This is a genomic window from Pectobacterium brasiliense, from assembly GCF_016950255.1.
Taxonomy (GTDB): Bacteria; Pseudomonadota; Gammaproteobacteria; order Enterobacterales; family Enterobacteriaceae; genus Pectobacterium; species Pectobacterium brasiliense.
In genome coordinates this window covers 2,884,913-2,909,527 of record NZ_JACGFN010000001.1, presented here as the reverse complement: position 1 = coordinate 2,909,527, position 24,615 = coordinate 2,884,913, and the positions used below count along the sequence as shown (strand labels likewise).

At 52.7% G+C, this 24,615-nt stretch carries 23 protein-coding genes; 18 read left to right on the top strand and 5 right to left on the bottom strand.

Annotation, left to right across the window (positions count from 1 at the left end; genetic code table 11):
- Window positions 1-99: 99 nt before the first annotated feature.
- From H4F65_RS12935 to xylR, 3 genes are all read left to right on the top strand, one after another.
- Window positions 100-1,641: a xylose ABC transporter ATP-binding protein gene (locus H4F65_RS12935; RefSeq protein WP_010284191.1), complete on the top strand. Its 1,542-nt coding sequence runs from the start codon at window positions 100-102 to the stop codon at window positions 1,639-1,641.
- Window positions 1,642-1,669: 28 nt separating this feature from the next.
- Complete coding sequence (gene xylH / locus H4F65_RS12930) at window positions 1,670-2,800, top strand: xylose ABC transporter permease XylH (protein ID WP_085996946.1); 1,131 nt, start codon at window positions 1,670-1,672, stop codon at window positions 2,798-2,800.
- A gap of 136 nt (window positions 2,801-2,936) precedes the next feature.
- Window positions 2,937-4,115, top strand: coding sequence for a D-xylose utilization transcriptional activator XylR (gene xylR, locus H4F65_RS12925; protein ID WP_010284195.1), 1,179 nt, complete (start codon window positions 2,937-2,939; stop codon window positions 4,113-4,115).
- 70 nt (window positions 4,116-4,185) lie between these two features.
- On the opposite strand, the gene H4F65_RS12920 is transcribed toward xylR, so the two are convergent.
- Window positions 4,186-4,761, bottom strand: a complete 576-nt coding sequence (locus tag H4F65_RS12920) for a DJ-1/PfpI family protein (RefSeq protein ID WP_010284196.1) — start codon at window positions 4,759-4,761, stop codon at window positions 4,186-4,188.
- A 411-nt stretch (window positions 4,762-5,172) separates the two neighbouring features.
- On the opposite strand from H4F65_RS12920, the gene argG reads away from it, so the two are divergent.
- On the top strand, window positions 5,173-6,519 hold the full coding sequence (gene argG / locus H4F65_RS12915; RefSeq protein ID WP_010284197.1) for an argininosuccinate synthase: 1,347 nt from the start codon (window positions 5,173-5,175) through the stop codon (window positions 6,517-6,519).
- A 267-nt stretch (window positions 6,520-6,786) separates the two neighbouring features.
- Entirely contained in the window at window positions 6,787-7,437 is a 651-nt protein-coding gene (carI, locus tag H4F65_RS12910) for an acyl-homoserine-lactone synthase CarI (protein ID WP_010284200.1), read from the top strand.
- On the opposite strand, the gene H4F65_RS12905 is transcribed toward carI, so the two are convergent.
- The 3 genes from H4F65_RS12905 to ftrA form a co-directional block, all read right to left on the bottom strand.
- A complete protein-coding gene (locus H4F65_RS12905; RefSeq protein ID WP_010284201.1) occupies window positions 7,421-8,149 on the bottom strand; it encodes a helix-turn-helix transcriptional regulator in 729 nt (242 codons plus the stop codon). The genes carI and H4F65_RS12905 overlap by 17 nt on opposite strands.
- Before the next feature lie 347 nt (window positions 8,150-8,496).
- Window positions 8,497-9,699 carry a pectinesterase PemB gene (gene pemB / locus H4F65_RS12900; RefSeq protein ID WP_010284204.1) on the bottom strand — a complete coding sequence of 401 codons (1,203 nt, stop codon included), beginning with the start codon at window positions 9,697-9,699 and terminating at the stop codon, window positions 8,497-8,499.
- 4 nt (window positions 9,700-9,703) lie between these two features.
- Complete coding sequence (ftrA, locus tag H4F65_RS12895; protein ID WP_010284207.1) at window positions 9,704-10,699, bottom strand: transcriptional regulator FtrA; 996 nt, start codon at window positions 10,697-10,699, stop codon at window positions 9,704-9,706.
- Between the two features lie 119 nt (window positions 10,700-10,818).
- Between ftrA and H4F65_RS12890 the strand changes: the two genes are divergently transcribed.
- The 3 genes from H4F65_RS12890 to H4F65_RS12880 all read left to right on the top strand — a co-directional run bounded on the left by H4F65_RS12890 (window position 10,819) and on the right by H4F65_RS12880 (window position 12,889).
- On the top strand, window positions 10,819-11,208 hold the full coding sequence (locus H4F65_RS12890) for a rhodanese-like domain-containing protein (protein ID WP_010284211.1): 390 nt from the start codon (window positions 10,819-10,821) through the stop codon (window positions 11,206-11,208).
- Window positions 11,209-11,558: 350 nt separating this feature from the next.
- Window positions 11,559-12,488 (top strand): zinc dependent phospholipase C family protein, encoded by a 930-nt coding sequence (locus H4F65_RS12885; RefSeq protein ID WP_010284213.1) that lies wholly within the window; start codon window positions 11,559-11,561, stop codon window positions 12,486-12,488.
- Window positions 12,485-12,889 (top strand): putative periplasmic lipoprotein, encoded by a 405-nt coding sequence (locus tag H4F65_RS12880; protein WP_010284216.1) that lies wholly within the window; start codon window positions 12,485-12,487, stop codon window positions 12,887-12,889. The genes H4F65_RS12885 and H4F65_RS12880 overlap by 4 nt, the downstream gene beginning before the upstream one ends.
- 119 nt (window positions 12,890-13,008) lie before the next feature.
- Here the strand turns inward: H4F65_RS12880 and H4F65_RS12875 are convergent, their stop codons facing one another.
- Complete coding sequence (locus H4F65_RS12875; RefSeq protein ID WP_010284221.1) at window positions 13,009-13,350, bottom strand: GlpM family protein; 342 nt, start codon at window positions 13,348-13,350, stop codon at window positions 13,009-13,011.
- 327 nt (window positions 13,351-13,677) lie between these two features.
- On the opposite strand from H4F65_RS12875, the gene H4F65_RS12870 reads away from it, so the two are divergent.
- The 10 genes from H4F65_RS12870 (at window position 13,678) to aldA (ending at window position 24,521) form a co-directional block, all read left to right on the top strand.
- Window positions 13,678-14,691 (top strand): ketoacyl-ACP synthase III, encoded by a 1,014-nt coding sequence (locus H4F65_RS12870; protein ID WP_010284223.1) that lies wholly within the window; start codon window positions 13,678-13,680, stop codon window positions 14,689-14,691.
- Window positions 14,688-15,716, top strand: coding sequence for an NAD-dependent epimerase/dehydratase family protein (locus tag H4F65_RS12865; RefSeq protein WP_010284226.1), 1,029 nt, complete (start codon window positions 14,688-14,690; stop codon window positions 15,714-15,716). The genes H4F65_RS12870 and H4F65_RS12865 overlap by 4 nt, the downstream gene beginning before the upstream one ends.
- Entirely contained in the window at window positions 15,709-16,515 is an 807-nt protein-coding gene (locus tag H4F65_RS12860; RefSeq protein ID WP_010284230.1) for an MBL fold metallo-hydrolase, read from the top strand. The genes H4F65_RS12865 and H4F65_RS12860 overlap by 8 nt, the downstream gene beginning before the upstream one ends.
- A complete protein-coding gene (locus H4F65_RS12855) occupies window positions 16,512-17,798 on the top strand; it encodes a F390 synthetase-related protein (protein WP_010284232.1) in 1,287 nt (428 codons plus the stop codon). The genes H4F65_RS12860 and H4F65_RS12855 overlap by 4 nt, the downstream gene beginning before the upstream one ends.
- The gene (locus tag H4F65_RS12850; RefSeq protein WP_010284234.1) at window positions 17,795-18,451 is read left to right on the top strand and encodes a phosphatase PAP2 family protein; all 657 of its coding nucleotides are present in this window, start codon (window positions 17,795-17,797) and stop codon (window positions 18,449-18,451) included. Before H4F65_RS12855 ends, H4F65_RS12850 begins: the two co-directional genes overlap by 4 nt.
- Window positions 18,452-18,455: 4 nt before the next feature.
- Window positions 18,456-19,580, top strand: coding sequence for a sterol desaturase family protein (locus tag H4F65_RS12845; protein WP_010284235.1), 1,125 nt, complete (start codon window positions 18,456-18,458; stop codon window positions 19,578-19,580).
- Complete coding sequence (locus H4F65_RS12840) at window positions 19,573-20,712, top strand: fatty acid desaturase family protein (RefSeq protein WP_010284236.1); 1,140 nt, start codon at window positions 19,573-19,575, stop codon at window positions 20,710-20,712. The genes H4F65_RS12845 and H4F65_RS12840 overlap by 8 nt, the downstream gene beginning before the upstream one ends.
- Window positions 20,709-21,809, top strand: a complete 1,101-nt coding sequence (locus H4F65_RS12835; protein WP_010284237.1) for an acyl-CoA desaturase — start codon at window positions 20,709-20,711, stop codon at window positions 21,807-21,809. The genes H4F65_RS12840 and H4F65_RS12835 overlap by 4 nt, the downstream gene beginning before the upstream one ends.
- A gap of 59 nt (window positions 21,810-21,868) precedes the next feature.
- A complete protein-coding gene (locus tag H4F65_RS12830) occupies window positions 21,869-22,798 on the top strand; it encodes a lysozyme inhibitor LprI family protein (protein WP_010284238.1) in 930 nt (309 codons plus the stop codon).
- Between the two features lie 283 nt (window positions 22,799-23,081).
- Window positions 23,082-24,521: an aldehyde dehydrogenase gene (gene aldA, locus H4F65_RS12825; protein WP_010284242.1), complete on the top strand. Its 1,440-nt coding sequence runs from the start codon at window positions 23,082-23,084 to the stop codon at window positions 24,519-24,521.
- The last annotated feature ends 94 nt before the right edge of the window (window positions 24,522-24,615 follow it).

Here is a 24,615-nt window from a genome sequence, read left to right as displayed (position 1 = left end):
TTCAGGATGTAGGAAAGAAATTTACGGGCCACGACATAGCGTTGTGGCTCGCCACTGTCGCAGGCGAGGCCTGAGACACCTGAATCACGGAGGCCAATGATGCCGCATCTGTTGGAAATGAAAAACATCACCAAGGTGTTTGGCGCGGTGAAAGCCGTAGACAACGTTAGCCTGATGCTGGACGCGGGTCAGGTCTTGTCGCTGTGTGGCGAGAATGGCTCAGGGAAATCCACCTTAATGAAGGTGCTGTGTGGTATTTACCCGTATGGCAGCTATGACGGGCAGATCGTGTTCTCTGGTGATGAGCTACGCGCCAACCATATTCGCGATACGGAGCAAAAGGGCATCGCGATCATTCATCAGGAACTGGCGCTAGTGAAAGAGATGACGGTGCTGGAGAACCTCTTTTTGGGCAACGAGTGGACGCGTTTTGGCGTGATGGATTACGACAATATGTATCTCCGCTGCCAGCGCATGCTGGAGCAGGTCAAACTGGCTGTCGACCCGAATACCAAAGTGGGTGAGCTTGGATTAGGTCAGCAGCAGCTGGTGGAAATCGCCAAAGCGCTGAACAAGCAGGTGCGTCTGCTGGTGCTGGATGAGCCAACGGCCTCATTGACCGAGCGGGAGACCGCAATCCTGCTGGAGATCATTCAGGATCTGCGCGATCACGGTATCGCCTGCATCTATATCTCGCACAAGCTTAACGAAGTTAAAGCCATTTCCGATGTGATTTGTGTGATTCGCGACGGGAAGCCGATTGGTACGCGTCCGGCTGCCGAGCTGAGCGAGGACCAGATTATTGCCATGATGGTGGGGCGTGAACTGACGGAGCTTTATCCCAATGAACCACATGTCATTGGTGAAGAAGTGCTGCGCGTAGAACACCTGACCGCCTGGCACCCTGTGAATCGCCATATTCGTCGGGTGGATGATGTCTCATTTGCTCTACACCGAGGCGAAATTCTCGGCATTGCCGGGCTGGTTGGATCAGGGCGTACGGAGACGGTGCAGTGCCTGTTTGGTGCCTATCACGGTCATTGGCAGGGCGACCTCTTTATTGACGGTAAGCCAGTGACCATCAGCAATTGCCAACAGGCGATGGCACAAGGCATTGCGATGGTGCCGGAGGATCGTAAGAAGGACGGCATCGTCCCGGTGATGAGTGTGGCGCAGAACATGACGCTGGCGGCACTCGACCAATTCACAGGGTCGTTTTCCATGCTGGATGATGCCCGTGAGCAGGACATCATCCGGCAGTCGCTAGCGAACCTGAAAGTGAAAACCTCCAGCCCAGAGCTGGCGATTGCCCGGTTAAGCGGCGGCAACCAGCAAAAAGCGGTGCTGGCGAAATGTCTGCTGTTGAATCCCCGCATTCTGATTCTCGATGAACCCACACGCGGCATCGACATCGGTGCTAAATACGAAATTTATAAGCTCATTAATGCGCTGGTAAAACAGCACATTGCCGTCATTGTCATTTCTTCTGAATTGCCCGAAGTACTGGGGTTGAGCGATCGGGTTTTGGTGATGCATCAGGGGCGGATCAAAGCGGATTTGGTCAATCGTGATTTAACCCAGGAACAGGTTATGGAAGCTGCATTGAGGAGTGAACATCGTGCTGAAAACATCGCAGTCTGAACAACAACATATCGCGGGCTCTGCTTCGATGCTGCAACGGTTGAAAAGCATCAATCTTCAGGTCTACGTGATGATTGCCGCCATCATCGCCATCATGCTCTTTTTCACCTACATGACCGACGGGGCGTACCTCAGCGCGCGTAATCTTTCTAACCTGCTGAGGCAAACGGCGATCACCGGCATTCTGGCGGTCGGTATGGTGTTTGTCATTATCTCCGCCGAAATCGATCTGTCGGTCGGTTCGATGATGGGGCTATTGGGCGGTGCGGCGGCGATTTTTGATGTTTGGTTTGGCTGGCCCTTGCCGTTGACCATCGTTGTGACGCTCGCGCTGGGATTATTGCTGGGCGCGTGGAATGGCTGGTGGGTCGCCTACCGGAAAGTCCCTTCTTTTATCGTGACGCTGGCGGGGATGCTGGCTTTTCGCGGCATTCTGATCGGCATCACCAACGGGACCACGGTTTCCCCGACCAGCGAGGCGATGTCGCAGATTGGGCAAAGCTATCTGCCTTCCGGCATGGGTTTTATGTTCGGTGCCATCGGACTAATGGTGTTTATTGCCTGGCAGTGGCGTCGACGCAGTAGCCGCGCCCGATTAGGGTTACTGGTAAATCCGCCCGCAGGCGATATTGGCCGTCAGACATTTACGGCACTGGTGGTGCTGGGCGCGATTTATCTGCTGAATGACTATCGCGGTGTGCCAACGCCGGTTCTGGTGCTGACGCTGTTGATGTTGGGGGGCATTTTTCTGGCGACGCGAACCGCATTTGGCCGCCGCATTTATGCGGTGGGCGGGAATATCGATGCTGCCCGCCTATCGGGCGTGAATGTCGAGCGCACCAAAATGGCGGTGTTCGCGATCAACGGCCTGATGGTCGCAGTTGCCGGGCTGATTCTCAGTTCACGACTGGGGGCGGGGTCGCCATCCGCCGGGAACATTGCTGAGCTGGATGCGATTGCCGCCTGTGTGATTGGCGGCACCAGTCTGGCGGGCGGCATTGGTAGCGTCGCGGGTGCGGTGATGGGAGCATTTATCATGGCGTCGCTGGATAACGGGATGAGCATGCTCGATGTGCCGACGTTCTGGCAATACGTCGTAAAAGGCGGAATCCTGCTGTTGGCAGTGTGGATGGATACCGCAACAAAGCGGCGCGTATGATGTGACGTCGAGTCTGCGAAGGAAATACGGGGCGGCTCGCAATAATCAGCAAATTATTTTGGCCTCTTGGGGCGCTGTGCTATTCAAGGAAGAAGACTTTATTCAAGGAACTTGCGATTAATGAGCGCCAACTGCCATGTTTGAAAAACGCTATCGCATCACGCTGCTGTTCAACGCCAATAAAGTGTATGACCGTCAGGTGGTTGAAGGCGTTGGCGAGTATTTACAGGCTTCCCAGTGTGACTGGGACATCTTCATTGAAGAGGATTTCCGCTGCCGCATTGATAACATCAAAGAGTGGCTGGGCGACGGCGTGATTGCCGATTTTGACGATGGTGAGATTAAACGGCTGCTACAGGATGTGAATGTTCCGCTGGTGGGGGTGGGCGGTTCCTACCATCAGCCCGAGGATTATCCGCCCGTGCATTATATTGCGACAGATAATTATGCACTGGTGGAAAGCGCGTTTATGCACCTCAAAGAGAAAGGGCTGAACCGCTTTGCTTTTTATGGCCTGCCAGCATCGGGTGGGAAGGGCTGGGCGCAGGAACGGGAGCACGCTTTCCGGCAGTTGGTTGCGGCAGAAAAGTATCAGGGCGTGGTGTATCAGGGAATGGAAACCTCGCCGGATAACTGGCAATACGCGCAAAATCGGCTGGCTGATTGGGTGCAGGGGTTACCACCGCAGACGGGGATTATTGCGGTGACGGATTCCCGCGCGCGCCATCTGTTGCAGGTCTGCGAACACCTGAATATTGCCGTACCGGAAAAGCTGTGCGTCATCGGGATCGATAACGAAGATCTGATTCGCTACCTTTCACGCGTTGCGCTCTCGTCAGTGGCGCAGGGTACGCGCCAAATGGGGTATCGCGCAGCGAAACTGCTGCACCAACTGCTGTTGAATCAGGCCGATGTGCCGCTGCAACGTATTTTAGTGCCGCCGGTTCGGGTGGTTGGACGTCGCTCAACGGATTATCGCTCTGTGCACGATCCTGCCGTTATTCAGGCGATGCACTTTATCCGCTATCACGCTTGCAAAGGGATTAAGGTTGAGCAGGTGCTGGATGCGGTAGGGATTTCCCGCTCGAATCTGGAAAAACGCTTCAAAGACGAAGTCGGCCAGACCATTCACGGCATGATTCATGAGGAGAAGTTGGATCGGGCGCGTAACTTGCTGATATCGACCTCGCTCTCGATTGGTGAGATCTCGTTGATGTGCGGCTACCCTTCGCTGCCCTATTTTTATGCCGTCTTTAAGAAAGGGTATGACATCACGCCGAAAGAGTACCGCGAGCGTTATGGGGAAGGTTATTAAGGCTATCCATAAAAGAAGGTCACGCAGGAAGGCGCGAGGGTGCGCGCCTTATCATTAGGTTGGTGAACGGTTACGCTGGCACGCGCCAGTAATCGTAATCGATGTGCTCAACCTGGAAGTTGGCGTTTTCTTTGTCACCGGTCAGACGGCTGGCGAGGGTAAAGGCAAAGTCGAATGTGACTCCCAGCCCTTTGCCGCTGATCAGATTGCCGTCTTCCACGACTTTCTCGTCAACATAAACGCCATCGGTCACGTCCTGCCATAAATTCCCGGAGCAAACGTAGCGGCGGCCTTTCAGCAGTTTGTTACCACCCAGCACGCGGGCGGCTGCGGAGCACAGTGGGCAAATCAGTTTTCCCGCGTCGTCGTGGCGACGGATAAACTCGACGACCATCGGGTTTGCGGCCAGATTTACCGTTCCCTGTGGGCCACCAGGAATGACTACGGCATCAAACAGCGTGTCCTGATTTCTTTCCAGCAGCGCATCGGCAAACATGCGAATATTGTGATAACTGTGCAGCTCCAGTCTGTCATAGCATGACAGCATGGTGACTTCTATCTTCATACGGTGCAGTACATCAATCACCATAATCGCTTCTGCTTCTTCAAACCCAGGAGCCAGCAGAACGGCGACTTTCTTAGACATAGCATCTCCAGCAATATGCAAGGGAAGGTGTTAACCGCAAGAGAATAGCAAAGAAATGTCGACAAAATGAAACGATGTTTTATTAATGTCGAGTGGGTCTCGTAAACAATTTTTGCTGCTTAGCTTGAAGAGAAGATAGCGCTATACTTGCTAACTTGGTCGTGAATTGGCCACGAATTTTTTTGCATGAAAGTATGACTCTTCTCTTCCTGTCCCGCCAAAAAGATGTTTAAATTATCACTCACTTATTTTGCATAAATATGCATTTGTGAGTGTGTCGATGTTGGTCATCGACCGGCCCGTTTAATGCAGGATGTGCACAGGGCCCGAGCGCTCATGAGTGTATGGCGTAACATAATGGTGTGGGCGACTCAGCTTATCTCCAGAGATCTTTCGAGCAGGGATATATATATGACAACGATTCTCAAGCATCTTCCGGTTGGTCAGCGTATTGGTATTGCGTTCTCGGGTGGTCTGGATACCAGCGCTGCACTGCTTTGGATGCGTCAAAAAGGTGCGGTTCCTTATGCGTATACCGCGAACCTGGGGCAGCCAGACGAGGATGACTACGAGGAAATCCCACGTCGGGCTATGGAATACGGCGCAGAAAATGCTCGCCTGATCGATTGCCGTAAGCAACTGGTTGCTGAAGGTATCGCTGCGATTCAGTGTGGCGCATTCCACAACACGACGGCGGGCGTGACCTATTTCAACACCACGCCGCTGGGCCGTGCAGTTACCGGTACGATGCTGGTTGCTGCAATGAAAGAAGACGGTGTGAACATCTGGGGTGACGGCAGCACCTATAAAGGCAACGATATTGAGCGTTTCTATCGTTACGGCCTGCTGACCAATGCTGAACTGAAGATTTACAAGCCGTGGCTGGATACCGATTTCATTGATGAGCTGGGCGGCCGTCAGGAGATGTCCGAGTTTATGTCACAGGCAGGGTTCGGCTATAAAATGTCGGCCGAGAAAGCCTATTCCACCGATTCCAACATTCTGGGTGCGACGCACGAAGCGAAGGATCTGGAATTCCTGAATTCCAGCGTCAAAATCGTTAACCCGATTATGGGCGTGAAGTTCTGGGACGAGAACGTCAAAGTGCCAGCAGAAGAAGTGACCATCCGTTTTGAACGCGGTCACCCGGTTGCGTTGAACGGCAAGACCTTTGCCGATGACGTTGAACTGATGCTGGAAGCGAACCGCATCGGCGGTCGTCACGGCCTGGGCATGAGCGATCAGATCGAAAACCGTATTATTGAAGCGAAAAGCCGCGGCATCTATGAAGCGCCGGGCATGGCACTGCTGCACATTGCCTATGAGCGTCTGGTTACCGGTATCCACAACGAAGACACCATTGAGCAATACCACGCCAATGGCCGTCAGCTGGGTCGTTTCCTGTATCAGGGGCGCTGGTTCGATTCTCAGGCACTGATGCTGCGTGATTCTTCTCAGCGTTGGATCGCCAGCGCTATCACCGGCGAAGTGACGCTGGAGCTGCGTCGTGGTAATGATTACTCCATCATGAATACCGTGTCTGACAATCTGACCTATAAGCCAGAACGTCTGACCATGGAGAAAGGCGACTCGGTCTTCTCGCCAGATGACCGTATCGGCCAGCTGACCATGCGCAATCTGGATATCACCGACACGCGTGAAAAACTGTTTAATTATGCTGAAACGGGCTTGCTCTCTTCCTCTGCCAGCACCGGTCTGCCGCAGGTAGGGCAACTTCAGGATAAAACAGAGAAATAACGCCCAGATTAATAATATAAAAATCCGGAATCGTCTCGCGCTTCCGGATTTTTTTTATCTGTTTATCATATGTTTATATTGGATTTTTTGCGCTGTCTTTTTGTGTATGAACTCTTGCTGACAATGCAGGTTGCATCTGTACAACCGCCGTGGAAAACGACAGAATACCTATAAATAACCAGCCAAGATAATAATCTGAAGGCGAAGGGTCTGTGGGATGGCGTATCGTTTTTTGAGGTTATGTATTAACTTTTCAATGGAGGAAAAATGTTAGAGATATTTGATGTAAATCACACCTTGTTGTCAGAAACGAAATCAGAAGAGCTATTTACCCTCAGAAAAGAGACGTTTAAAGATCGACTGAATTGGGCCGTGCAATGTACTGATGGAATGGAATTTGATCAGTATGATAATAATAACACGACTTATCTTTTTGGCATCAAAGACAACACCGTTATCTGTAGTTTGAGATTTATTGAAACAAAATACCCTAACATGATTACTGGGACATTTTTTCCTTACTTCAAGGAGATAAATATCCCTGAAGGGAATTACCTGGAATCTAGTCGGTTCTTTGTCGATAAATCACGAGCGAAAGATATTCTCGGCAATGAATACCCAATTAGTTCGATGTTGTTTCTTTCAATGATTAATTACTCAAAGGACAAAGGCTATGATGGAATATATACGATAGTGAGTCACCCTATGCTGACGATATTAAAACGATCTGGCTGGGGAATTCGCGTGGTCGAACAAGGTTTGTCAGAAAAGGAAGAAAGAGTCTATTTGGTTTTTCTTCCCGTTGATGATGAGAATCAGGATGCATTGGTTCGTCGTATTAACCGCAGCGGGACATTTATGAGCAATGAATTGAAGCAATGGCCTCTACGGGTACCTGCCGCTATTGCACAGGCTTGATGAGCTGTAATTCAACGCCGAGTCTGATGGCATGCTTGGCATTCAGGACACCAAGTTTTTTCACAACGTTGCCGATATGAAATTTTACCGTGCTGGTTTTGATGCCGAGAATAATAGCAACTTCCAGATAGGTTTTACCCATACTGGCCCAGTAAAGGATTTCATTTTCTCGCTGAGAGAATATTTCTTTATTATTTAATGGTTTTTTATTTTCAATCATCTCTCTGCAAAGGGAGATGATTTTTTCATATGCATCAATTAATAGCATCTGAAAGGTGTCTTTTTTCTCTTCAATGAATGTATCAATATCATCTGGATATGAGCTGTCCACGATAATCGATAGCATAGCCAGATTGTCGCCATGATCGTGAAGGACAAAAGTATATCCGTTGATAATATTATATTTCTTAGAGAGATCGAATATCTTGGCAAGCTGTAGCCGTGTGTTAATAACCAGACTTTTCTCCCAAGAGAAAGGCGATATTTTATTAAATGAAGCAAGAACAACGGGGTCAATGTGCTGGTATTTATTTTCTTTGTAGAGATTAACCCATTCATCGGGATAACTGGAGATGATGATCATCTCAGAGGGGTTTTTCTTATTCAGAACCATGAATGAGAATTTGATGCCATCGTAGTGATCCAGGTTTTCATTAAAATGACCTTTGATTACCCTGCTTATTATTTCGCTACTGGAGAATAATGGCGACATCTCATGACCTCAGTCTGAAGAATCAACATCCTTGTAACGGAAAAGTATATACCTACACCTGTACCTAAGTCTAATTGTTATGGGGGAGTGAAAAAACATACAATCGAACGACAATGCTAAGGGCGTGAAGCAAAAAAAATAAATAACGCTCTGGATAAGCGTGATGACTGGCTAACATCAGGGAATGCGAATTAAGCGAGATTTATCAGTAATATAATAAAATTCTTTTACTGTTCTATGGCCTGTATTGTTTACAGGCCGCCAGCAGTTCAGGTTAATTACTTCCATCAGTGCGACGCTTTCTCGAATAACACTCGCCTTTATATTGTTATCCCTTTCGTTGTACCTCACGCCTCGTCGATATTGTGGTATTCCCACAGCCGATTGAAATGCACATCGTCGAGATTGCGGGCTGAATCCGCGTTACCCGCAAAGGGCCGTGCGGTAGTTGCCGCAGCTCCCCATGGCTGCTCTCTATCATAGCTGGCGTCAATTGTACTGTCGCGAATCACTAACTGGCCGTTTGCCGTCTGGCCCGACTGATATCCCGTCTGCCTTGCTCCCTGATCCCAGGCGCGCCCTAGTTTGGCCTTTTTTCCTCCGCTGAAGCCTTCGTCTCCCGTGAAACGACACGTCACTGCCAGAAAGCCGTATTGCGCCCACGGCATGCTGTCAGGTGCGAAGACGTGAATATCTTTCGCCCCACGGCTGGAAACCGTATGAAAGTGGACGCGCTCGAATACCGCGGTCGCGCGCCCAAATACGTAATCGACATCGCCCTCAATGTAGCTGTCTGTAATGTAGGCCCGACTGTAGCGGTTCGTGACGTACTCATTCTGGAGGTTGCTGGTATTGACGAAAAACGTATCCTGACGACCGATGAGGCGGACCTTTTCAAGCTGAACCTTGTCGCCGTCGGTGCGTAGCGCCACGGCCTGATGTGCGCGATTATCCACGGAATCCAGCAAGGTATTCACCACCGTCAGGTTCTTCATCTGGAAATTGTCGCTCTGTGACCAGACCACGGCGGCACAAATGGTATCAATTGTCGTGTTCTGCTTTGATGCACAGAGATCGTACATGTACCAGGCGGGGTCACCGGGCTGATATTCGCCGTGCGAATTTACCGTTTTCCGGTAGGTTGCTGGTGAGAACATCGAATCCAGCGCGAGTTGAATCACTACGTCATCCGGTTTTTCTCCTGCCCCACATAGTGTGAGCGGTGGGGCATCGGCAGGGATATAAACCGTGCCGGTATAGGTGCCTGGCAGCAGTTTAATCTCAATCCGCGCCCGACCCTGTTGCGCCCGCAGCGCGGCGTTCACCGCCTGTTGAACATGCGCGTGCGTCGCGCCATCCACCCCCACGTGTGGCCCGACAACCCAGGGCGTCGCCGGGTCGACCTCAATCGGTGCGGGCTGCCAGATGTCAGCTTCTGTCTGATCATCGTGTCCACGTAGCGTGAAATAGTGCGGGAGCGTGAAGCGTTCGGCTTCCTGTGCGGAGAGAATGGGGCGATGAACTGTGCCGGGGTACGTCGTTTTTGTCATGAACTTATCCTCTCTTAGCGGCAAGATTCTCTGGGATATCATCGGCTCTCTGCCCGAAACGCAACCGATAGGTTGAGGGCGTGAGATCGAGCTGCTGGCGAAAATGATGGCGTAACGAGGCTGCGGTACCAAATCCTACCGTTTCGGCGATTTTCTCGATCGATAAGCGCGTGTTTTCCAGTAAATCGCGTGCGGTATTCAGCCGTTCGGCCAGTAGCCAGCGTGCAGGTGTCGTACCTGTAGCGGCAGAAAAACGGCGAAGGAACGTGCGTGGGCTCATACAGGAAATTGCTGCCAGTTTCGTAACGGAATACTCTTCCGCGAGGTTGGCTCGGACATGATCGATAAGCGGCCCGAGTCGGGAGCGCTCGTAGTCTACTGGTACCGCTTTTTCAATATACTGTGCTTGCCCACCATCCCGATGCGGTGCGACTACCAAGCGGCGAGCCACTTGATTGGCCGCTTTGCTGCCGTAATCCCGACGGATGAGATGCAGCCCAAGATCGATACCCGCAGCACTCCCGGCTGACGTAAGCATGGTTCCTTCATCAATATAAAGAACGTCTGGCTCGATGTTGATATCAGGATATTGCATTTTTAACGTGTCGCTGTAGCGCCAATGTGTCGTGGCGCGTCGCCCGGAAAGCAGGCCTGTCGCCGCGAGGACAAAAACGCCAGAGCAGATAGAGAGCAGTCTGGCACCCTGCTGATGTGCTTGGCGTAATGCATCGACCAGATGGGCGGGGACGGGCACATCACTGCCTTTCCAGCCGGGAATGATAATCGTCCCCGCCTGTGTTAATAGCTCAAGGCCACCATCAGCAACCACGTGGATGCCACCCGTTGCCCGCATCGCGCCACTGTCTAAGCCTGCGACAGCAAACTGATACCAGTCTTCCCCCATTTCAGGGCGTGGAAGGCCGAAGATTTCAACAGCAATACCAAACTCGAAGGTACACAAGCCATCATAAGCGAGTACGACAACAAGCGGATTGAACATCGATTTCCTCACCTCAATAACTTGTCATGATATTGACGATATATGGCAATAATGCCATCTGCCAGCCTTTATGTATCCGTTTTATAGTCGAGTCTCATTCCAATCAGTGAGAAAAATCGATGAGTTACGTGACTGACTATCCCTTTGCTGCTTCTGATATCGCCCAATCCCATTTTTCAGGGCGTCTGTCTGTGGAAACAGACTGTGCGGATGTGGCGGGCTCGCTCTCTGACACTCAGCAGGACTTCGTGTTATTGCATGTGGTGGGGTCGACGAAGCACTTTAGCGCGCGTCATATACCGGGAGCGATTCATCTGCCGCACCGTGAAATCACACCTGAGCGTATGGCCGAGTGGCCCGATGACACTCGGTTTGTCGTCTATTGCGCGGGACCACACTGCAATGGTGCAGATCAGGCGGCATTAAAGCTGGCACAACTGGGTCGCCCGGTAAAAATTATGATAGGGGGAATCACGGGATGGGAAGATGAAGGTTTCGCCTTCGCCTAATCTCACCTGCCTATGGCAGAAGGGGCCATCCCTTCTGCCAACTCTTAATTCCCCTGATACCACGCCCAGAGAAGTCACCAGGTATGTTTGATGCTGGTGTCATCTTTATATCTGGCATTGTTCACAGATTTTGCCAAACAGAATAGAAGCACTTATTTCTACTGGTAATATGGTTACGCGATCTACGTCTTGAAATAATATTACCTATCAAATAATTACCACAGTTTTTATTGAGCTTTCATGATTCATTTTTCAGGTCGTCTGTGTTCAAAAATACAGTGCTTATTTCCCTCATTTTTTAGTGAGTGACTTATTAATAATCGCGTTCTACCACGCTAAAGGTGAACTTCATGGCTGGAGCATATGCACATCTCGCCGTTGTTAATGTTGCGAGTGAAATGGGACGGTTGGAAGAAGCGAGAGTACCTAAGAGCGGTATCCTCGCAGTAAAAAAATATCTTGGTTTCTGTGAATTAGGTTCCGTTAGTCCCGATTACCCTTATTTGGCTATTGCCGATTCTGGTGCCGCAGAATGGGCCGATAAGATGCACTATGAAAAGACGGGAGATGTGGTTCAGTCTCTTGCTAAAGGCGTTATGGCGTTACAGGGGGCGGAGAAAGAAAAGGCGCTAGCGTGGCTACTGGGCTATGTCGCCCACGTGGTGACTGACATGACGATTCACCCCGTTGTGGAAGATATTGTTGGTCCCTATGCCCAGAATAAGCGTGAACACCGTATCTGTGAGATGAATCAGGATGCTCATATTTTTCCTCGACTGGGTTTGGGTGAAGTAGGGCTTTCTGAACATCTTAAGTCTGGTATGCAAAGATGTTCTCAGGATGGACAGCTCGACGAAACGATAAAGAGGCTATGGGAATCTGCTTTGCAGCAAACTTACGCTCAGGCGTTTTCTGGCAATAAACCCGATATTAATAAATGGAATTCACGGTTTTTGTTTATGGTCGGTGAGATTGCTGAAGAAGGAAACAGATTGATACCGCTGGCGCGTCATGTTGCTGTAAATCTTGGCCTAACCTATCCAGATCTCGCGAAATTGGATCAACGGTTCCTGACAAATATCGCAACGCCAGGAGGGAGAAAAAACTACGATGATGTTTTTGACCTCGCGGTAATTCATGTCGTAGAGGCATGGCGTTTAGTTGCTGAATCAGTTGAAAAGTCTGATTTAGACGCATTGTCATTCTTTGGCCATTGGAATCTTGATACGGGCCGAGATGTGAACACGGATAAATTAGTTTATTGGAAGGAGGTTGCATGAAATATATCGCATTGATGAGCGCCTTATTTCTAGCTGGATGCAGCTCTTTTAGCTCGGCGAATCAACAAGAAACGATGTATCCGCTGTCATCTGCTCTAACAAAATTAAGCGCATCCGTTGAAGCTGAAACTCGTTATGGCAATCCTGATTCCGCCACGGATAACACGCTTCTGGTTGCGGCAACGGCTCATGATCCTGCGCTTCTGGTTCCTTTTAAAGGCTATAAAATGAAGGCAACGTCTGTAGAAGGGCACTCACTGATATTGGTGTGTAGCGCAGATGGCCGTCAGGCATTATTAGAAGATGCAGGATGTACTGCAAAAATGGATAAACATCACTGGCAGGAAAAAGCCAATCCGGGCTGTAACTACACTATCGATATGGCGCAAGTATGCCGTTAATCTCGAGTGCTATGAGCCTGAGACGATAACAATGCCAACATATTTAACCCGGATATACCGGGTTTTTTTACCGCAAGAGTCATTCAGAATACATCGGACATTTTTCCCATTCATTAATCTTAATTCCCCTGATACCACGTCCAGATTTTGACCAGCAGTGCCGCTGATACACTCCAACACACGACTGCCGCGAGCAGCGCCTGTGGCAATTTCATCCACGCGGTAAAGTAATAAAGCGAGATGAGATAAACCAGATAAGGAATAACGGACCAGATGCCAAACAGGATGGTGGCGCGCAGCGCTTCCAGTCCACGTTCGGTGCCAACGATATAATGGGCGATCAGCGCGAACGTGGGAAATAGCGGCACCAGCCCGGCAATATAATAGTTTCGACTTTTCGCCAGTACGCTGATGAGCAATACGATCAGCGCGCCAATAACCGATTTGATAAACAATGACATAAGTATAACTTCTGGCTGAATTAAGCATCGCGAATGCACAGAGAATAGCGAAAAAGTGCCGGGATGGAATAGTGCGATCCGCACAGCTTAAGATTTCAATTCGCGGTGATTTCGTTATTCTTAGCGTCAGAATGAATAAATACCGTACGTGATACCCGTCATACTTCGAGCTGCTTGTGCGTTGGCCGCCCTTACTCACCCCAGTCACTTACTTGTGTAAGCTCCTGGGGATTCACGCGGTTGCCGCCTTCACGCAACTCGAATTATTTAGGGTATATGGCACTGAAGGTACAACTAAAACGATAATGAATCTGGAAAGGATTGAAGTTGAAGACGCAAAGTCATGCAATCACTCAGGGATTGGTTCCACTCAAGATTATTTCTACCGGCAGCGCGCTTCCTGCGCAGCGGGTGACCTCGGCTGAGTTAGATGCGCGGCTCAATAAGCCCGCCGGTTATGTCGAAAGCCGTTCAGGCATTATTTATCGCCACCATGCGGATAATCATGCCAGCCAGGCGGAACTCGGTGTGGCGGCGTTAAATGACGCGCTGGCGCGGGGTGTTATTCCGCCAGCGTCCATCGATCTGCTGCTGTTTGCTTCCGCGATTCCGATTCAGGCGCTGCCTTATAGCGCCAGTCACTTATTAAAGGCATCGTCCTTGCCAAAAGGGACGGCCAGTTTCGATATTAACAGCAGCTGCGTCAGCTTTATTTCCGCGCTTCAGGTGGCGGCTGGGCTGTTAAATATCGGCGCTTATCGACGCATTGCCATCGTCTCTACCGAACTGGCTTCGCGCGGTATTGATTGGGATGACGAAGAGTCGTCGCTGATTTTTGGTGATGGTGCCGCGTGTGCGATTGTCGAACGCGGCGATGGGCGCAGCGGTATTGCGGCCTGTCTGCTGGAAACCTACCCGAAGGGCAATGAACTATGCCAGATCCGCGCTGGTGGTACCTTGCGTAACCCGCGTGCGGGGATGGAACTGCATGATTTCCTGTTCCATATGCAGGGAAAACGGCTATTCAGGCAGGCTTCCGCCCTGATTGAGGACTATCTGCAACGGCTGCTGGAGGCCAGCGGTTTCACGCTTGAGCAGATGGCGGCGGTAGTTCCGCATCAGGCCAGCCACCTGTCGCTGGAACACATGCGTAAGCGGCTGGCGATCCCGACCGAAAGGCTGATTGATATTTACCGCTATCACGGTAATCAGGTCGCGGCCTCGATTCCGACGGCGCTGCATCATGCCATCGTGACGCAGCGTCTGCCTGAGGGTGAACCCGCGATGCTGGTCGGTACGGCCGCCGGGTTGACGCTGGGCGGCATGGTACTGATCCCATGAGAGTCTTCGTCACGGGCGCGACCAGCGGACTGGGGCGTAACGCGGTGGAGTGGCTGCTTCAGACAGGGCATCAGGTGCTGGCCTGCGGGCGCGATCGCTCGGTGGGGCAGCAGCTTGAAGCACTCGGCGCGCAGTTTTTCGGTATCGATTTGGTGGAAACCTCGGTAGACCAGTTTCGAACGCTGATGGCGGGCTGCGACGTGGTCTGGCACTGCGCGGCGAAATCATCGCCGTGGGGCCAATATAATGATTTTTATCAGAATAATACTGAGGTGACGGCACGGTTGGCCGACGCCGCTGGGCAGTTGGGTATCCCGCGCTTTGTACATATCTCCACGCCCGCGATTTATTTCGACTATCAGCACCACCTGAATATCGATGAAAGTTACCGCGCGGCGCGTTTTGCCAATCATTATGCGCAGACCAAATTTTTGGCGGAAGAACGGCTTCAGGCGCTGACGTCGCGCTACCCGCAAACCACCTACGTGATTCTGCGTCCGCGTGGCCTGTTTGGCTCGCACGACCGCGTGATTCTGCCGCGAGTGCTGGAACAGATCGCGGTGGGTGGCGGCGTGCTGCGGCTCCCGCGCGGTGGCGAAGCGCTGCTGGATCTGACGTTTGTCGGCAACGTGGTGGAAGCGATGGCGCTTGCCAGCCAGCGCACGGGGTTAGTGTCTGGCTCGGCGTATAACATCACCAATCATGAACCTGCCCGCCTTGCAGATATGCTTGAGCAACTGCTAACCGGGCAACTGGGGATGAATTATCGCGTCAAGGCGGTGCCGTATCCGCTGCTGCACGCGGTGGCGGGTGGCATGGAGCTGTTCTCGTGGTTTAGCCGGAAGGAGCCGCTGCTGACGCGCTACAGTGCGGGCGCGGTGAATTTCGATATGACGCTCAGCGCGGAGAAAGCTAAGCAGGAGCTGGGGTATCAGCCGCGTTTCTCCCTTCAGCAGGGCATCGAGCTAACGGGGAACTGGTTCAACGCGCACCTTGCACAGCGGGGTACTGACCGACATGGCTAATATTTCAACGTTTGAAGTCGGGTACTGTCTGCATCCCGGCTGCATGGCGCTGCGTGGCGCAGGGTGGAAGGTGTGCCGTTTTCCGGCACGCGTCTGGATGCTGGAAAGTCAGGGTAAGCGCTGGCTGTGGGACACCGGCTATGCCCAGCATTTTACCGATGCCACGCGATCCGGCCTGTTTCAGCTGTACCGCAGAATGACACCTGTGCATTTCGAGACGAAAGACGCGTTGATTCACCAGCTACACGGGCAGGGGATTCAACCTGCGGACATTGATGGCCTGATTATTTCCCATTTTCACGGCGACCATATTGCAGGGCTGCGTGATTTCCCTGACTTGCCGTTTATCTGTTCGGCGCTGGGATGGCAACAGACGCGGAATTTGCGCGGTTTTGCGGCCCTGAAACGGGCGTTTGTGCCCGCGCTGATCCCTGAACATTTTGAGCAGGCGCTTCAGTTTGTCGAAAACTTCCCGCTTACCGACCTGCCTGCGGAGCTGGCACCGTTTACGCAAGGCCATGCACTGCCGGGTAGCGATAAAGAGATCGTGCTGGTGCCGCTGCCCGGCCATGCCGCCGGACACCTCGGCGCGTTTGTGCTGACGGAAAACGGCTGGGTGCTGCTGGCAAGCGATGCTGCCTGGTCGCCGCACAGTTATCGCGAAGGTCGTGGGCCGTCGCGCTTGGCGAATCTGGTGATGGACGATCCAAAAGCCTATTACCACACGCTGGATCAACTGCACCAGTTGCACCTGAACGGGCAAGTCGAGATTCGGCTGTGTCACGAGGGCGATCTATGATTCCGCTGATGACGATCTGGCATTATTTCCGCGCCAGACGCCTCACCTTTGCTACCCGTCAGGCGCTTGAACGCCATCAGCAGCGCCAACTTTCTCGTTTCGCACGGCGGGTGCTGGCACGTAGCCCCTATTTTCAGCCTTACTGCCAGCTTCCCATGACATCCTGGCCGATGATGGATAAAGCCGTGATGATGGCCGAATTCGATCGGATGAACACCGCCGGGCTTAAGCGGGATGAACTGCTCGCCTGCGCGCGCCGCAGTGAGGAAGATCGCGACTTCACGCCGAATGTGAGTGGATTCAGCGTCGGGCTGTCGTCCGGCACCTCTGGGCAGCGTGGGTTATTTGTCGTCAGCCCACGCGAACAGCAGGTGTGGGCGGGAGGCATGCTGGCGAAAATGCTGCCGGACGGCTTACGAGCCGGTGAGCGGGTGGCGCTGTTCCTGCGGGCGGATAACAACCTGTATCACAGCGTGGATAACTGCTGGCTCAGCCTGTCGTTTTACGATCTCTTTGCGCCGTTTTCCGAGCATGTTTCGCGACTGGAAGCGTGGTCGCCGTCTATTATCGTCGCTCCCGCGCAGGTGCTGCGCGAGCTGGCGCTGGCGGTACAGCGCGGTGAGTTGCACCTGTCGGTCAAAAAGGTGATTTCCGTGGCCGAGGTGCTGGAACCGCAGGATAAGCAATTGCTCCAGCAGGTTTTCGGGCAGGTGGGGGAAGTGTATCAGGCGACAGAAGGCTTTCTGGCATCGACCTGCGAGCACGGCACGCTGCATCTCAACGAAGAGTTTATTCACATCGAACCGCAGTGGCTGGATGACGAGCGCTTTACGCCCATCATTACCGATTTCACCCGCAGCACGCAGCCGATTGTGCGCTATCGGCTGGATGATGTGTTGGTGAGGCAAAAAACGCCCTGCGCGTGTGGCCGAGTGACGATGGCGATTGCCCGCATTGAAGGGCGCAGCGATGACAGCCTGCGGCTGCCGAACAGCAGCGGCGAATCTCAGACCGTGTTCGCGGATCTCTGTAGCCGGATTATCGCCAATGCGCTGCCGCTGCATGCCGACTACCGGCTGGTGCAGCAGGGCGATGCGACGCTGCATTTATCCGCCGCGTGCAGCCTGCCGGAGCTGGAAGCCTGTCGGGACAGCCTGTCGCAGCAGTTTGCGTTACAGGGGGTTGATACGTCGCGGCTACGGTGGCAGTTAAGCGCCGGTGAGATTGCGCCGGAGTTTACGCAAAAGCGCAGACGGATTACCCGTCTGAAGGAGAGTGCATGAGGCTATTTCCGCAAAAAGCGATGCTATTGCGACTGAAAGCGCTGCTCTTCGGCTGGGGAACGGTCGGGGTGGTGTATCAACTGAGCGCGCAGTTTCAGGGGCAGGGAACGGTGCTGCCGACGTCGTTCGTTGATGAGTGGATTCCTTTTAGCGCTTCGGCGATCTGGCTGTATCTCTCGTTTTTCATCATCGTGCCGCTGTCTTATTTATCCTGCCCGATTACGCGTCTGGCGGGGCTACGCCGGGCAACACAGCTTACCGCGCTGATCGCGGGCGCGGTGTACCTGATTTTTCCGACCACGATGGTGTACCCGCAGGTCGTCGGGGACGATCTCTCCACGCGTGTGCTACAGCTTTTGCAGCGTATCGACTCACCGCAAAACTGTCTGCCGTCGCTGCATATTGCACTAACGGTGCTGGCAGTGTGGGCGATGAGCGATAGCCAGCAGAAGGTGAAAACGGGCTTGTACCTGCTGTGGGGTGCGGCGATTGCCCTTTCTATCCTGCAACTGCGCCGCCATCTGTTCATCGATCTGGTGACAGGCGCGATACTGGCGGGGATCGCCGGGTGGATTTTTCTGCGCAGCCGGGAGGCGGTGAAGGCTATTTCCCCAGCGACTCCGCTGCCTAACGATAAGCGCCAGCAGGAATGACATTATGATCGATTTAGCATTACCCATTGTCTTCATGCTGGTTGTGGTGATTGGCGAAGCGCTGGTTTTACAGTGGATGCAGCGCGAGAAAGTGAACTGGCATGACGTGGTATTCAACCTGAATTCAGGGCACATCATGCTGTGGCTCTTTCGCAGCGTGGAAATTTTTTGCTATGGCTATGTCGCGGTGCATTTCAGTTTTGGCTGGGTGGAAACCTGGCCGCCGGTGCTGATGTGGCTATTTGCACTGCTCGCCTGGGATTTCGGTTTCTATTGGCTACATCGCCTGCACCATACTTTCGGCGTACTGTGGGCGGTGCATGTGGTTCACCATCAGGGTGAACATTTTAATCTGTCGCTGGGCGTGCGTAACTCCTGGTATTCCTCGCTGACCTCGATTCCGTTCTTCCTGATTCTGGCGCTGCTCGGCGTTCCGCTGTATGTGTTCGTCACCGTTTCCATCCTGCATTACAGCGTTCAGCTCTTTAACCATAATGCGATGACGCCCAAACTGGGCTGGCTGGAAAAGGTGCTGGTGACGCCAGCACACCATCGCGTACATCACGTGAACGACCGTGCGTACGCCGATAAGAACTTCGGCGGTACCTTCATTTTTTGGGACAAACTGTTTGGTAGCTTTTGTCCGCAACTGCCCGACACGCCTTTCCGCTACGGTGCAGGCAGAGAAACGCCATCGAACAACCCATTTTGGGCCAGTAACCTGCCTTTTCTGTCGTATCTGAAACTGTCGGTGCGTCGTACGCGTCAGGCGACGTTTCACTGTACGCCGATGGCGTTGATTGCCGGGGCAATGCTGCTGTTTGCGCTGGTGGTGGGCTACGTCTACCTGTATGGCTACGGCTATGACGCCGCCGATCTGTCGCAGGCGGCGCTCTTCCTGCTGCTGGTGGCGGGTGCGGTTGCACTGGGCGGGATTTCCGAAGGAAGACGCTGGGGTATTTATGTTTGGCTAGCGGTGGTACTGCTATTCCCTGCCGTGTTTCTTGTCTATCTGGGTTGGGAAGCGCTTTACTGGAAGATTGCGATGCTGATGCTGGCGCTGCACGGGCTGGCGATGGCGGTCGGCTGGGGCCAACGCCCTCTGATTGAGGAGCCTGAAAATGTCTAGTGTGCTTCCCGCTAAACCGTATCCTGCCAAGGGCGAACAGGCTTTCCATCGGGCATTACAGCGGGAAACGTCGGCCTATCTCCGCGCTAATCACGATCATCGTTTTGCCGATAGCGGGCAGTTCATTAAGGCCGGATTACTCTTTTTAGGCTGCCTCGCCTGTTATGCTCTGAGCTTGATGCAGCAGACGGCATGGGCGTTCTTCCTGAGCTATTTTTCTTTCATCATGCTGTCGATGTTATTGAATATCATCGTGAATCATGACGCCTCTCATAATACGTTTTTCCGTAATCGAACGCTCAACCGCATAGTCGGGCGCATCGTCACGTTGCCGTTAGGCATCGATCCTGACTACTGGCGCTTGCGTCATGTGGACTTCCACCACATCTATCCGAATGTGGAACATTACGATCTGGATACGGAAGAGAATGGGGTGTTCCGCCAAACGCCTTTTCAGCGCCACCGTCCCTACATGCGTTATCAGCATCTTTACTGGCCGCTGGTGGCCGCGTTCTCGCTCCCCTATATCGCCTGGATTTTTGACTGGGCCGATCGCTTGGGTAAAACGCCCGTCAATGCCCGTTCAGTACAGTTAGGCTACCGCGGATGGATGATTTTTATCGGCAGTAAAGTCGGCCATGTCCTGCTGTTATTGGTGATTCCCATTATGGTAGGAGCGGCACACGGCATTAGCCCAGGCATCGTGCTGTTAAGCTATTTGTTGGGGCAGATGTTGGCCTCGTTGCTGGTGGTATTTTTGCTGCTGGGCACGCACTGGGCGGAGGCTGAGTTCTATGCCGTTACCGATACGGAGACGATGCCTCAGGGCTGGTATCAGCACAACTTTGCAACCGCCTGTGACTGGTTGCCGACGCCGCGCTGGCTTGAGCGCTGGACGGGAGGGCTGCACTTACATCTGACGCATCATCTTTTTCCGGGATGGCATCATCGTCATTATCCTGCGTTAGCCGATATCTTACGGCGCGTGGCCGCCGAGCATGGCATGAACTATCGCTGTATTACCTATCGTGAGCTACTGGCCAGTCAGCGCCGGTTTTTAAAATTGATGGGCGAGGGTAACGATCGGCGGACTGCGCAACGTGTCGTGAAAGCGGGAGCGGAGGAAGAATGACGCTCGCACCGCTAAAGCCGCTCCGCTATGAACAAAGTCGCGATCTGGCGTTGCATCGGGCGTTGATGAAGGCCGCGAATGACTATCTGGCAGAAACGGGTGACCACCGTTTCGCCAATGCCGGGTTTATCGGCAAGATGCTGTTGCTGGTGGCGCTGTGTCTGACGTTTTATGGTTTCAGCCTCCGGCAGACGACGCTGTGGGGTTTTGCGAGTTGCTACTTTGGCTTTATTTTTACCGCCATGTTTCTGGCAGTGAACGTGGTGCATGACGCCTCGCACAACGTTTTTTTCCGGCGGCCGTGGGCGAATCGCCTGCTCAATATCGTCGTCAGCATTCCGCTCGGCATGGATTCCGACTGCTGGCGGGTGCGGCATGTGATTTTTCATCATGCGCACGTCAACGTGCAGCACTACGATTTGGATATCGAAGAGAACGGCGTTTTACGGCAATCGCCCTATCATCGGTTTCGCTTTTTTATGCGCGCCCAGCGTTACTACTGGCCGATGGTGGCGTCGCTGACCTTCCCCTGCATCATCTGGTTTTTTGACTGGCTCGATCGGGCGGGGAAAACGCAGGTGACGCGCAATATGACGCTTCAGGGCGGTAAAGGCTGGGGTATTTTCCTGTTATCAAAAGCGCTGCATGCCCTGCTGGCGCTGGCGATCCCCTATTGGCTGTTGTCACCAACACCTGTGAGCGTCGGTGCGCTATTGCTGGTTTATTTGCTGAGCCAAATGCTGTCATCGCTGATTTTTGTCGTCCTGATTCTGGGGTCGCACTGGGCAAAAGGCACGTTCTATCAGGCACCGGAAGATGGGTTATTTCGGCATGGTCGCTATCAGCACGTCTTTTCCACCACGGTGGATTGGTCTACTCGTCCCGCTTGGCTTGGTTATTGGCTAGGGCAGCTCAATATGCACCTGACCCACCATATTTTCCCCAACTGGAATCATCGGCACTATCCTGCGCTATCCAAAATTATTGCGGACGTCGCCCCGCGTTATGGCATTGATTATCAATGCATTACGTTGAAAGCGATTTTGGCTGAGCAGCAGCGGTTTCTTAAAAAGATGGGAAATGGCAGCAAGAACTAGCCCGTTATCCATTTTATCAATCAGTTAGGTTTCATCTGTTTTTCAAGGAGCGATACTTCATGCGTTATTTATCTCTGGCCGCTTCGTCCCTGCTGCTCTTTTGTACCTCGTCCGTCTGGGCAATAGATTGCAGCAAGGCCAGCGCAGACACCGAGAAAATGATTTGTGCCAGCAGCCGTTTACAGCAGCTTGATACGGTATTAAATAAGGCCTATCAGGGGTACGCGAAAAAAGAGGACAAAGCGCAGGCGCTTCAGGCGCAGCGCGCGTGGCTGGCCGAACGTGATCGCTGTAAGGATGATGTTTGTCTGGGAAATGAGATGGTTTCCCGTATTCAGGCGCTGTCCGGCAGTGAAAATATCTCCCTGATTACCCAGGCATCAGACCAGTGGGACTTCGTTCTCAGCGTGGCGACGTGCACGCTCGACCCTTCTTACTCAACCTGCGAAGGCCCCGGCACGCTGGATATTTTTAAGAAAGGGCGTGGTGACCTGTTCCAGCGTATCACGATGGAAAATATGTTCATCGAGCTGAACAATAAGGGCGAAGTGACAGCGAATCTGGTTGAAGTCTACGGTGAGAACAACAGCGGGCTGGTGATTGATGACGCTAACTTCGATCACCACGCGGATATCATGCTGCGTAATGGTAACAACGGCGCTTACGGCGGGCCGTCTTACGATGTGTACCTGTTTGATGTGGAAAAGCAGCAGTTTACCCAGAACGCGCCGCTGACCGAGTTAGCCAGTTCCAACCTCGGCCTGTTCGAGATTGATGAGAAGAGTAAGACCATCACGACGTTTACCAAAAGCGGCTGCTGCTGGCACCAATGGTCTACCTATCAGATAGCGAATAATAAGCCTGTCCTGATTGTCGAAACCACGGAAGCCTACTCCGAAGAGAAGCAGGCGATGGTCGCCACCACCCGTGAGCTGGTGGGCGGCAAGTGGAAGGTAAAAGAAGAAATCGCGAAAACCGACGAACCGTAAAATTCCCCTGCTCAAAAGACAGACGCTGTCGGCTGGCGTCTGTCACCACCTCACTTGCATCACACTCTCGTTATTCCCCCACCGTTTCCGATACTTTGCAAAAGTGTTACGTCAGGCGTGCTCAGCATGACTTTTTTGCCATGTGCCAGACTGAGATGGCAGTCATGAAAAGGTAAATGCCGCGCAGAACGCGCAGCATGGCAAAACTTCACAAAAAAAACGTGTTTCGTTAACAACTCGTTTATGCGTTGTATTCCCTTATCCTACTTTGGAGACGCCTGACATGAGCATCACCCAGAAACGTATGTACATCAACGGTGAGTTTGTTGAAAACAGAAGCGGGAAGTGGATTGATGTGGTGAACCCGGCCACAGAGCAGGTTATTTCACAGATTCCGGAAGGCTCCGCTGACGATGCGAAGAGAGCGATTGATGCGGCAGAAGCCGCACAGCCGGGCTGGGAAGCGCTGCCTGCGGTTGAACGCGGCGTTTGGCTGCACAAGATTGCCGACGGTATCCGCGAGCGCGAAGCCGAACTGACCGACACCATCATTGCGGAAGGCGGTAAAACGCACGGTCTGGCGCAGACGGAAGTGCTGTTCACCGCTGACTATCTCGACTACATGGCAGAGTGGGCGCGCCGTTACGAAGGTGAGATCATTCAGAGCGACCGTCCGAATGAAAACATCTTCGTTTTTCGTAAAGCGATTGGCGTCACGACCGGTATTCTGCCGTGGAACTTCCCCTTCTTCCTGATTGCACGCAAAGCGGCGCCGGCGTTGATTACCGGCAATACCATTGTCATCAAACCGAGCGAGATCACACCGAATAATGCGGTTATTTTCGCTGAAATCATTCACAAAATCGGTTTGCCGAAAGGCGTCATCAATTTTGTTACCGGCTACGGCCCGACGGTCGGGCAAGAGCTGGCTGCTAACCCGAAAGTTGGCATGGTCAGCCTTACCGGCAGCGTGGCGGCGGGCATTGCGACCATGACGGCGGCGGCGCAGAACGTGACGAAGGTATCGCTGGAACTGGGCGGCAAAGCCCCAGCTATCGTAATGGACGATGCAGATCTCGATCTGGCGGTGAAAGCGATTGTCAGTTCCCGCGTCATCAACAGCGGGCAGGTGTGTAACTGCGCCGAGCGCGTTTACGTGCAGAAAGGCATTTACGATGAGTTTATCGCGCGTATTAAAGCCGCGATGGAGCAGGTGACTTTCGGCAATACGGCGGAGAAAAAAGCGTTGGATATGGGGCCGCTGATCAGTGCAGCGGCGTTACAGCGTGTGGAAGACAAAGTGGCGAAAGCGGTATCGCAGGGCGCGAAAGTGCTGCTCGGCGGCCAGCGTGAAAGCGGTACGGGCTATTTCTATCCGCCTACGCTGTTGGTGGATGTCAAACAGGACATGCCGATCATGCACGAAGAGGTGTTTGGCCCAGTGCTGCCTGTCGCGACCTTCGACACGTTGGAAGAGGCGATTAGGATGGCGAACGACAGCGAATATGGTCTGACGTCGTCGATCTATACTCAAAATATCAACACCGCGATGAAGGCGTTGAAAGGGCTGAAATTCGGCGAAACCTACATCAACCGTGAAAACTTCGAGGCGATGCAGGGCTTCCATGCGGGCTGGCGTAAATCCGGTGTGGGTGGCGCGGACGGCAAGCACGGCTTGCAGGAATACCTGCAAACGCACGTCGCGTACCTTCAATTTCACTAAAATCAGTTTCACTAACAGACAATTTCACTAAAAGTGGCTTCACTAGAAAGGTCATTTCATGCGCGGTCATTCTATTGACCGCAAGAATGGCACA

Coding starts and splice junctions, on each gene's coding strand:
- H4F65_RS12935 (WP_010284191.1), top strand. CDS start 100: ATGCCGCATCTGTTGGAAATGAAAAACATCACCAAGGTGTTTGGCGCG.
- xylH (WP_085996946.1), top strand. CDS start 1,670: ATGCTGCAACGGTTGAAAAGCATCAATCTTCAGGTCTACGTGATGATT.
- xylR (WP_010284195.1), top strand. CDS start 2,937: ATGTTTGAAAAACGCTATCGCATCACGCTGCTGTTCAACGCCAATAAA.
- H4F65_RS12920 (WP_010284196.1), bottom strand. CDS start 4,761: ATGTCTAAGAAAGTCGCCGTTCTGCTGGCTCCTGGGTTTGAAGAAGCA.
- argG (WP_010284197.1), top strand. CDS start 5,173: ATGACAACGATTCTCAAGCATCTTCCGGTTGGTCAGCGTATTGGTATT.
- carI (WP_010284200.1), top strand. CDS start 6,787: ATGTTAGAGATATTTGATGTAAATCACACCTTGTTGTCAGAAACGAAA.
- H4F65_RS12905 (WP_010284201.1), bottom strand. CDS start 8,149: ATGTCGCCATTATTCTCCAGTAGCGAAATAATAAGCAGGGTAATCAAA.
- pemB (WP_010284204.1), bottom strand. CDS start 9,699: ATGACAAAAACGACGTACCCCGGCACAGTTCATCGCCCCATTCTCTCC.
- ftrA (WP_010284207.1), bottom strand. CDS start 10,699: ATGTTCAATCCGCTTGTTGTCGTACTCGCTTATGATGGCTTGTGTACC.
- H4F65_RS12890 (WP_010284211.1), top strand. CDS start 10,819: ATGAGTTACGTGACTGACTATCCCTTTGCTGCTTCTGATATCGCCCAA.
- H4F65_RS12885 (WP_010284213.1), top strand. CDS start 11,559: ATGGCTGGAGCATATGCACATCTCGCCGTTGTTAATGTTGCGAGTGAA.
- H4F65_RS12880 (WP_010284216.1), top strand. CDS start 12,485: ATGAAATATATCGCATTGATGAGCGCCTTATTTCTAGCTGGATGCAGC.
- H4F65_RS12875 (WP_010284221.1), bottom strand. CDS start 13,350: ATGTCATTGTTTATCAAATCGGTTATTGGCGCGCTGATCGTATTGCTC.
- H4F65_RS12865 (WP_010284226.1), top strand. CDS start 14,688: ATGAGAGTCTTCGTCACGGGCGCGACCAGCGGACTGGGGCGTAACGCG.
- H4F65_RS12860 (WP_010284230.1), top strand. CDS start 15,709: ATGGCTAATATTTCAACGTTTGAAGTCGGGTACTGTCTGCATCCCGGC.
- H4F65_RS12855 (WP_010284232.1), top strand. CDS start 16,512: ATGATTCCGCTGATGACGATCTGGCATTATTTCCGCGCCAGACGCCTC.
- H4F65_RS12850 (WP_010284234.1), top strand. CDS start 17,795: ATGAGGCTATTTCCGCAAAAAGCGATGCTATTGCGACTGAAAGCGCTG.
- H4F65_RS12845 (WP_010284235.1), top strand. CDS start 18,456: ATGATCGATTTAGCATTACCCATTGTCTTCATGCTGGTTGTGGTGATT.
- H4F65_RS12840 (WP_010284236.1), top strand. CDS start 19,573: ATGTCTAGTGTGCTTCCCGCTAAACCGTATCCTGCCAAGGGCGAACAG.
- H4F65_RS12835 (WP_010284237.1), top strand. CDS start 20,709: ATGACGCTCGCACCGCTAAAGCCGCTCCGCTATGAACAAAGTCGCGAT.
- H4F65_RS12830 (WP_010284238.1), top strand. CDS start 21,869: ATGCGTTATTTATCTCTGGCCGCTTCGTCCCTGCTGCTCTTTTGTACC.
- aldA (WP_010284242.1), top strand. CDS start 23,082: ATGAGCATCACCCAGAAACGTATGTACATCAACGGTGAGTTTGTTGAA.